This is a genomic window from Streptococcus sp. GMD1S (genome assembly GCF_000296875.1).
Lineage (GTDB): Bacteria > Bacillota > Bacilli > Lactobacillales > Streptococcaceae > Streptococcus.
Genome location: NZ_AJQY01000049.1, coordinates 1 through 7101, shown reverse-complemented (window position 1 = coordinate 7101; position 7101 = coordinate 1). Strand labels below are relative to the sequence as shown.

Sequence of the window (7101 nt, the reverse complement as noted above, 5' to 3'; positions counted from 1 at the left end):
GCCTCACGAATGCGGCTAGCAATTTCCTTGGTTAAGTTTTCCTCTGTCTGAGCCAAGATAATATCTCGAGCCTCAGTTTGGGAAAGGGAACCGATACGTTCAAGTTCAGCTTCTTTTTGTCTTTCGACTTCCTCTAATTGCTCTTCACGTGCATCAAGGTTTTTTGCTCTATCAGAAATACTTTGTTCTTTTTGTTCAAGTGTTTTTTCTTTGTTCGTCAAATTGTCGTCTTTGCGGTCAAGGCTCGTAGCTCTCTCCGTCAAACGACTTTCGATTTGCTTGAGTTCCTGACGTTCTGACTTAAATTCAGCGTCCACTTCTTCACGGTATTTTCTGGCTTCCTCTTTGGCCTCCAATAGTGCTTCTTTTTTAAGAGACTTGCTTTCGCTCTTGGCTTCATTTAGCAATAAATCCGCTTCGCGCTCAGCTTGTCCTCGTAAATTAGTTGCTTCTTGTTCAGCATTTAGAAGCATCAACTCTGCAGCCTCTTGAGATGATTTCATCTTAGCTGAGATGCTGACATATCCAATGACTAAACCAATGATGACGGCAAAAACAACAATCGCAAGTGTCATGATTTCCATGTTTTTACCTCATTAAATTTGTTTATCGAATGACATACATTCCTTAATATTCTATCACAAAAAACCGATTTTCACAAACCCAAATTGAAGAGTTTTGTGTGAATTTTTGAAGAAATCCCTTAGATTTTCAAGTAAAATTAAGAATCTTTAAAAATTTAAATTTCCACGAAAAACGAAGCAAAAAAGCCTACCTTTCAGTAGACTTAGTAATGATCTTTGAAGGACAAGAAAGCCACGCTATCTCCATCTATTATATAAATCAAGCGATTTTCTGCATCAATGCGCCGCGACCAAGCTCCTTGATAGTCATACTTGAGTGGTTCTGGTTTCCCCATTCCTACAAAAGGATCGCGTTGAATATCCTTGATTAATTTATTGATCCTTTTTAATGTTTTCTTATCTTGGTTTTGCCAATAGCAATAATCCGCCCAGGCATCTTCTGTAAATTTGAGCAGCATTCCTCACTCCTCAATCACATGCACCTGAGTGCTTCCAGCACGAACTTGAGCCATTCCTCGCAAGACCTTGTCAGAAAGTTCCTTATTTTGAGCGATTCTCAGGGTTTCCTGAATACTATCCCACTCGCTCTTTGAAAGGACTACAATATCCTCATCTGGATTTTTATTGACCACCGTCAAAGGCTCAAATTCATCATTTACCTTCTTCATGTAGTCCTTTAAATGATTTCGGAATGTTGAATAAAGAACTGCTTCCATAACCATACCTCGTTTTACCTCTTTTCCACTATTATACACAAAAAGAAAGAAATTGTCAGGAACTTGTACAAGATTTTTCTTTTCTATCTATTTATTCGAAAATATTCTAAAAAAGCCTACCTTTCAGTAGACTTAGTTTGTTTCTATTCTAATCGGAACCCTGCCAAAATTCTGTTCTGCTATACTTGGGTGTCCTAGTTGGTAAATCTGGTCTGCCTTTTGAGTCATAGCATCCCAAGGTTCTTTGCCAATTCGACTGACTAGATGGACCTGGCCTTTCAGAGACTTGAGGTGTTGTCTGCCTTTTTCAGTAAAGCCAAGGACATGGATGCCTTCTGGCAAGTCGCTTTCTCTGGCCTGCACCAAGATATAGGTCAAGAGTCGTCGTACACGCGCCTTGGTATAACGCTTTGTCGCAACCGCCTCGACCAATTCGTCAACAGACTGGGCTGTTTTGATAGCTTCCTTGATACGCACAGCCATTTCTTGATTGACCTGATAGATGGTGGTTAGGTCTGGATTTGACAAGATTTGATAGCGGAGCAAGGTAAAATAGTCATCCCAACTCACCCTACACGCCAACTCAAAGAGGTCAAGAGAAGGCATAAAGCGTTCTAAGAAATCTTGGTCTGATTGATGCTGACGGAGGGCTGTTGCTGAGGCAAAGTCCACTTCCTTGTCCACAGAATGATAACCAGCCCCCTGACGCTGAATCGGATGGAGTTTGATTCTACGTCCCGCAACCCCCTTGGCATAGGCCAAAGCTAGAACATGATTGGGTGTATTGCCTGAAAAATCAAGACCTGCAAATTCCTTCCACATGGCTTGGGTTTTCTGAGGATAGGAAAGGGAATCAGGCAGATTTTCCACAAATTTCTCCATCTCAGTGCCTTGCTCCGTGTATAGGTCAGCAATTTTCTGATAATCCAGAACTTCCTCCGTCCCGAAAGCGAGGGTATCAATGCCCAAGCGAGCCAAGATATCCACAGCTCCTTGGCCAAAGAAATCTGCCGCCTGAACACTGACTAAAAAGGGCAATTCCACTACCAGATCTGCTCCATTTTCCAGCGCCATCTGAGCCCGTGTCCACTTGTCTACGATAGCAGGTTCTCCACGCTGCATGAAATTCCCAGACATGGCAACGATTTTCAGTCCCTCCGCCTGCTCAAGCAAGTATTTGTGCCCATTATGAAAAGGATTGAACTCTGCGATAATACCTGTGATGGTCATGATGTTCTCCTACTTCTGCGCGACAAAAAACCAACGGGTGCTGGTTTCTGTTGGCTCCTTGTCCTCAAAGTCCGCATAGAGTTTGAAAGACTTGAAACCAGCCTGCTCCAGCAAAATATCATAGGTCAAAACTTCATAGGTCCGCTCCTCATGCACTTCATCGTGACGACTAAAGGAACCGTCAGCCTCCTTGATAAAGAAAGTCAACTCATGCACGATGGAGTGAGGAGCTTCGTCCTCATAGGTATCCCAAAGCATGGCAAAATCTTCCGCATTTTCATGGTAGGAATAGCCTGGAAAAACCTCATCTGTCTGGTAGGTCGAATGCACATCAAAGATGAATACTCCGTCTTCATTGAGGGCATTATACACTTCTTTAAATACGTCCCCTACCTCCACCTCATCCTGCATGTAGCAGATAGAGTCCGAGTAACACGTAACAAAGTCGTACTTACCAGCCTTGGATAAATCCAGCATATTACCTTCGATAAAATCAATCTTTTGCTTGGCTGAAGTAGCTCTTTTCTCCGCAATCTTCAGCATATCAGCGCTCAAGTCAAGTCCTGTCACATCAAAACCAGCTTGAGAAAAGCGGACAGACTGGATACCTGTTCCACAAGCCAATTCCAAGAGTTTCTTTCTCTCCTTGGTCTTTGGCAAATGACGGAGGGAAAAATCCGTCCATTTATCGTATAAACTGTCATCCATGACCGCATCATAAACAGCCGCAAAGGTTTCATAAGTTGCCATAATCATGATACCAAGTCCGCCCGTAATCGGAATGAAAATTAGGAGCTTGACGATGGAGCCGAGCTCCAAGGAAGGCTATCTATTTTCCGACGATTACAGGACGGGTTCAAATCCTTTCTAAGATACAAAGAGCGTTAAAGACTAAGAGAAAATAGGAAACTTTCTGCTGTATCATCAGATACAAAGGAAGTTACTCTTTTTCTCGCAGCTTTTAGCTCGTGTTCAGTTTCAAGATCAACCAAACACGTCGCCCTCACCTTTCCATCAATTTCTTTTAAAATAAGCAAAGAAACCCAGTTGACTGCAACTGAGTTCATATCCTATGCTAAGGCTTCTGAAATGTCTATTGAGCTCGCCTCATGCCATAGTTTTTCTAAGTTATAATGGGCACGCATTTCTTCTGAGAAGATATGCACAACGACACCACCGAGGTCTAGCAAAACCCAGCCTCCAGCTGCATCGCCTTCGACATGGCTGCCTTTAACACCAGCTTCGGCTACTTTTTCACGGATATTGTCAGCGATAGCATCCAACTGGCGGCTATTCATTGAGCTCGTGATGACAAAGTAGTCCGTCACGCTGGTCAAATCTTGTACATCAAGTGCGAGGATATCCTCCGCACGTTTCTCATCAGCCGCTTTCACGACTAGTTCTAGTAATTCTTTTTCGTTCATTTAGTCCTCTTTCAAATAGTGCACAAAGGCGTTATAGGTTTCAAGGGTTTGGGGATAGATGGGTAATCCCTGATGAGCTAGATGCTCCACGGTACGAGCTGTTTCGTAGGCCACTGCCTTATTGAGCGATAGCTCAGCAATTTCACGCGCCACATCCACACCTGGAAAGGCGCGGTTATGCTCGATATAATCTGCAACGTAGACAACCTTGTCTAGGTCTGTCATCTGACCAGCACCGACTGTATGGATTTCAATAGCTCGCAGGATTTCTGAATCATGCAAATCCAAATCTTCCTGAATCTTGTAGATACCAACCATGCCATGCCAGACATTATTGCCCCAGTTTTTGAGGTCAGGGTCTAGCTGATAATGGTCAATCAAGTCTAGAAATTCCTGATCTGACAGCTTTTTAGCATAATCATGAAGAAGGCCTGCTAGACCAGCTTTCTCGGCATCGACTCCAAATCGTTTCGCAAGTTCTATGGCTGCACGCTCTACACCCAGACAATGGGTTAAGCGTTTTTCAGGCAGAAGCTCTGCCATTTTTTTCAACAAAGCCTCGCGGGAGCAGTTGATATAGTCTTGGTATGCCATCAGTAAAGCCCCTCCTTCTCGATGTAGTCTAGCACTGGCTGAGGTAGGAGAAAGTTAGGTTTCCGACCTTGGGCAATGAAGTCACGCACCATGCTGGACGAGATGTCCATGAGAGGCACATCCACCCAGATAACTGGATAGGAAGTCCCTGCCTTGTAGCGTGGACGCTGAACCCCTACAAACTGAACCATGTCGACCAGCTCATCAATTCGGTACCACTTAGGCAGATAGTCCACCATATCAGCCCCGATAATGAAGTAATAATCCGTATCTGGATGTTGCTCTGTCAAAATCTTCATGGTGTCGTAGGTGTAGGAAATGCCCTTACGCTCTAACTCAATGGTTTCAATGTCCAGACCTTCAATCCCCTCAATCGCCAACTCAAGCATCTTGAGCCGATGGTGCTCGGGAATGGTTTCCTTTTTATCTACATGAGGTGGTTGGTATTCGGGCATAAGCAGGACCTGATCTAGTCCCAACTGTTGTCGTACTTGGTCCGCCACAACAAGATGGGCATTGTGAACAGGGTTAAAATTTCCGCCTAAAATCCCGACTTGTTTGCGTTTTTTCTCCTTGATTTCTGGCTCCAACTCTACCTTGGTAAAGGGAGTCAATAATTCGATTGCCATAGGCTCGTCTTCCTTTAATTCTCTGTATAAACAGTTGTTTGGAGTAGGTTTTAGATTTCTTTGACTTTCTTGGAAATCTTGCGATTTTCTTTCTTGCTAGATTGTTTATACAAAATCAAGATGCGTCCGATTTTTTGGACCGTATCCACACCGATTTCTTCTTCCAAGATTTCAGCTACTTCGTGGATGTTTTCATCTGTGTTTTGCAAGAGCGTAACTTTAATCAATTCGCGAGCGTCAAGAGCTTGACGGACGCTGGTTTTGATTTGGTCGTTGAGACCATTTTTCCCGATTTGGATGATGGGTTTGAGGGTGTGTGCCTGGCTGTTGAGGAAGGCACGTTGTTTTGATGTTAATGACATAATTTCTTAAAAAGAGTTTCTTTTAATACTTTTCTGAAGTGGTGACGGACGTCAGCAAAGTCCTTCGGACTTTCATGACTAAAATTTGAGCCTAAGGTCTCAAATTTTCCGCAGTTGGTACAACTCCTTGTACCAACTGACACCACGGCGAAAAGTATTCGTTATGGGCTCGCAGAGCTCGCCCTAATCCAGACAACTCTTTCCTTTCTGTGTTTAAATGATTGCTTTGCGTGTGACGACGGCGACGCCTTCTGGTGCCCAGACGGCGACTTTGGCGGTGCCTGTTACGCGGATCCAGCCGAGTCCTGAGATGACTAGGTCTGTCTTGTCCTTGATGGTAAATACATGTTGGACTAGTTTTGGAAAATCTTCTTTTTCTTTGCTATTTGGTGGTGTGAGAAGAGTTCCCAGATGCTTGTCATAAAAGGCACTAGCGCCTTCTAGCTTGGTACGGTGGAGTTTGAGTTCATTGTCAAAGAAGGCTGTGAATCCTTGCTTTTCTCCTGATATGAAGTCAAAGCGTCCGAGACCACCTAGAAACAGGGTTTGTTCAGGGTTAAGCTGATAGGTTTTTGGCTTGATTTCCTTTTTAGGGCTGACATACTTGAGGTTTTTAGCCGTCAAGTAGTGGGCCATCTGGTGGCGGTGGATAATCCCCGGTGTATCGTAGATATAAGACCCGTCGTCAAGCGGGATCTCAATCTTGTCCAAGGTTGTCCCTGGAAAGCGTGAAGTCGTAATGACATTCTGATCACCCGTTATTTCTTGAATAATGGAATTGATGAGGGTTGACTTTCCAACGTTGGTTACCCCAACTACGTAGACATCGCGGCCCTTACGATAATGCTCAATCTTATCAATGACTTCTTTGATGGCATGCTTGTTTTGGGCTGAAGTCAGGACAACATCTACTGGACGAAGCCCTTCTTCGTGGGCACGTTCCATGAGCCACTGACTAATCTTGCTTGGCTTAACTGACTTGGGCAGGATATCTTTTTTATTTCCCACCAAGAGGACATCATTGCCCGATACAAAACGTGGTAAGCCTGGGATGACAGAGCCATTAAAGTCAAAGATATCAATGACATTGACCACCAAGGCATCACTGTCTCCCACCTCGTGCAAGAGTTTGAGAAAATCATCGTCTGTCAACTGGACATCCGTGATTTCATTGTAGTGACGGAGACGGAAACAACGTTGGCAATAGACTTCGCCAGTCTCCAAACCTTTTTCAAGTGCCGACTGGGGGGTAAAGCCAAGTCCAGCCTTGTCTGTCGTCTGAATGGCTGCTCCACAACCAATACAGAGAATTTCTTCCATAGTTAGATTCCTTTTTTATATGTAATCGGTCCGTACTTTTCAGTGATTTTTCGCATGACACGGCGCTCGCGAACTCGGTTAATCTGCGTTTTGATAGAGTCATGTTGGACCAAGGGCTTGACCAAGATCGAGCGAATACCTGCACGGTGAGCTGCTCGTATATCCGTCATAAGTTGGTCGCCGACCATGACCACTTCATTTTTCTCATAGTGGAATTCCTTCATGGCACGGTCAATCCCAAA

At 44.1% G+C, this 7101-nt stretch carries 12 protein-coding genes; all 12 read right to left on the bottom strand.

Going from position 1 to position 7101, the window contains the following annotated elements; genetic code table 11:
* The coding region (locus GMD1S_RS06160) for an Rnase Y domain-containing protein (RefSeq protein ID WP_000404966.1) at nucleotides 1-584 on the bottom strand (584 nt) is incomplete at its 3' end.
* 203 nt (nucleotides 585-787) lie between these two features.
* On the bottom strand, nucleotides 788-1042 hold the full coding sequence (locus GMD1S_RS06155; protein WP_000924722.1) for a Txe/YoeB family addiction module toxin: 255 nt from the start codon (nucleotides 1040-1042) through the stop codon (nucleotides 788-790).
* Nucleotides 1043-1045: 3 nt separating this feature from the next.
* The gene (locus tag GMD1S_RS06150) at nucleotides 1046-1300 is read right to left on the bottom strand and encodes a type II toxin-antitoxin system Phd/YefM family antitoxin (protein WP_000388572.1); all 255 of its coding nucleotides are present in this window, start codon (nucleotides 1298-1300) and stop codon (nucleotides 1046-1048) included.
* A gap of 132 nt (nucleotides 1301-1432) precedes the next feature.
* Entirely contained in the window at nucleotides 1433-2530 is a 1098-nt protein-coding gene (locus tag GMD1S_RS06145; protein WP_000156373.1) for a nucleotidyltransferase, read from the bottom strand.
* A 9-nt stretch (nucleotides 2531-2539) separates the two neighbouring features.
* Nucleotides 2540-3280 carry a class I SAM-dependent DNA methyltransferase gene (locus GMD1S_RS06140; RefSeq protein ID WP_008279438.1) on the bottom strand — a complete coding sequence of 247 codons (741 nt, stop codon included), beginning with the start codon at nucleotides 3278-3280 and terminating at the stop codon, nucleotides 2540-2542.
* A 134-nt stretch (nucleotides 3281-3414) separates the two neighbouring features.
* Nucleotides 3415-3597: a hypothetical protein gene (locus tag GMD1S_RS12255; RefSeq protein ID WP_001089505.1), complete on the bottom strand. Its 183-nt coding sequence runs from the start codon at nucleotides 3595-3597 to the stop codon at nucleotides 3415-3417.
* Nucleotides 3598-3600: 3 nt separating this feature from the next.
* Complete coding sequence (rsfS, locus tag GMD1S_RS06130; RefSeq protein WP_001003013.1) at nucleotides 3601-3954, bottom strand: ribosome silencing factor; 354 nt, start codon at nucleotides 3952-3954, stop codon at nucleotides 3601-3603.
* Nucleotides 3955-4548 carry a bis(5'-nucleosyl)-tetraphosphatase (symmetrical) YqeK gene (gene yqeK, locus GMD1S_RS06125; RefSeq protein WP_000331237.1) on the bottom strand — a complete coding sequence of 198 codons (594 nt, stop codon included), beginning with the start codon at nucleotides 4546-4548 and terminating at the stop codon, nucleotides 3955-3957. It abuts the gene before it with no gap.
* Complete coding sequence (locus GMD1S_RS06120; RefSeq protein WP_000963715.1) at nucleotides 4548-5177, bottom strand: nicotinate-nucleotide adenylyltransferase; 630 nt, start codon at nucleotides 5175-5177, stop codon at nucleotides 4548-4550. The genes yqeK and GMD1S_RS06120 overlap by 1 nt, the downstream gene beginning before the upstream one ends.
* Nucleotides 5178-5227: 50 nt before the next feature.
* Nucleotides 5228-5539, bottom strand: a complete 312-nt coding sequence (gene yhbY / locus GMD1S_RS06115) for a ribosome assembly RNA-binding protein YhbY (RefSeq protein WP_000060171.1) — start codon at nucleotides 5537-5539, stop codon at nucleotides 5228-5230.
* Nucleotides 5540-5752: 213 nt separating this feature from the next.
* Complete coding sequence (gene yqeH, locus GMD1S_RS06110; RefSeq protein ID WP_000391169.1) at nucleotides 5753-6859, bottom strand: ribosome biogenesis GTPase YqeH; 1107 nt, start codon at nucleotides 6857-6859, stop codon at nucleotides 5753-5755.
* A 2-nt stretch (nucleotides 6860-6861) separates the two neighbouring features.
* A partial coding sequence (locus GMD1S_RS06105) for a YqeG family HAD IIIA-type phosphatase (RefSeq protein WP_000396194.1) occupies nucleotides 6862-7101 on the bottom strand: 240 nt, incomplete at its 5' end.

Coding starts and splice junctions, on each gene's coding strand:
- GMD1S_RS06150 (WP_000388572.1), bottom strand. CDS start 1,300: ATGGAAGCAGTTCTTTATTCAACATTCCGAAATCATTTAAAGGACTAC.
- yhbY (WP_000060171.1), bottom strand. CDS start 5,539: ATGTCATTAACATCAAAACAACGTGCCTTCCTCAACAGCCAGGCACAC.
- GMD1S_RS12255 (WP_001089505.1), bottom strand. CDS start 3,597: ATGAACTCAGTTGCAGTCAACTGGGTTTCTTTGCTTATTTTAAAAGAA.
- yqeK (WP_000331237.1), bottom strand. CDS start 4,548: ATGGCATACCAAGACTATATCAACTGCTCCCGCGAGGCTTTGTTGAAA.
- GMD1S_RS06120 (WP_000963715.1), bottom strand. CDS start 5,177: ATGGCAATCGAATTATTGACTCCCTTTACCAAGGTAGAGTTGGAGCCA.
- yqeH (WP_000391169.1), bottom strand. CDS start 6,859: ATGGAAGAAATTCTCTGTATTGGTTGTGGAGCAGCCATTCAGACGACA.
- GMD1S_RS06155 (WP_000924722.1), bottom strand. CDS start 1,042: ATGCTGCTCAAATTTACAGAAGATGCCTGGGCGGATTATTGCTATTGG.
- GMD1S_RS06145 (WP_000156373.1), bottom strand. CDS start 2,530: ATGACCATCACAGGTATTATCGCAGAGTTCAATCCTTTTCATAATGGG.
- rsfS (WP_001003013.1), bottom strand. CDS start 3,954: ATGAACGAAAAAGAATTACTAGAACTAGTCGTGAAAGCGGCTGATGAG.
- GMD1S_RS06140 (WP_008279438.1), bottom strand. CDS start 3,280: ATGGCAACTTATGAAACCTTTGCGGCTGTTTATGATGCGGTCATGGAT.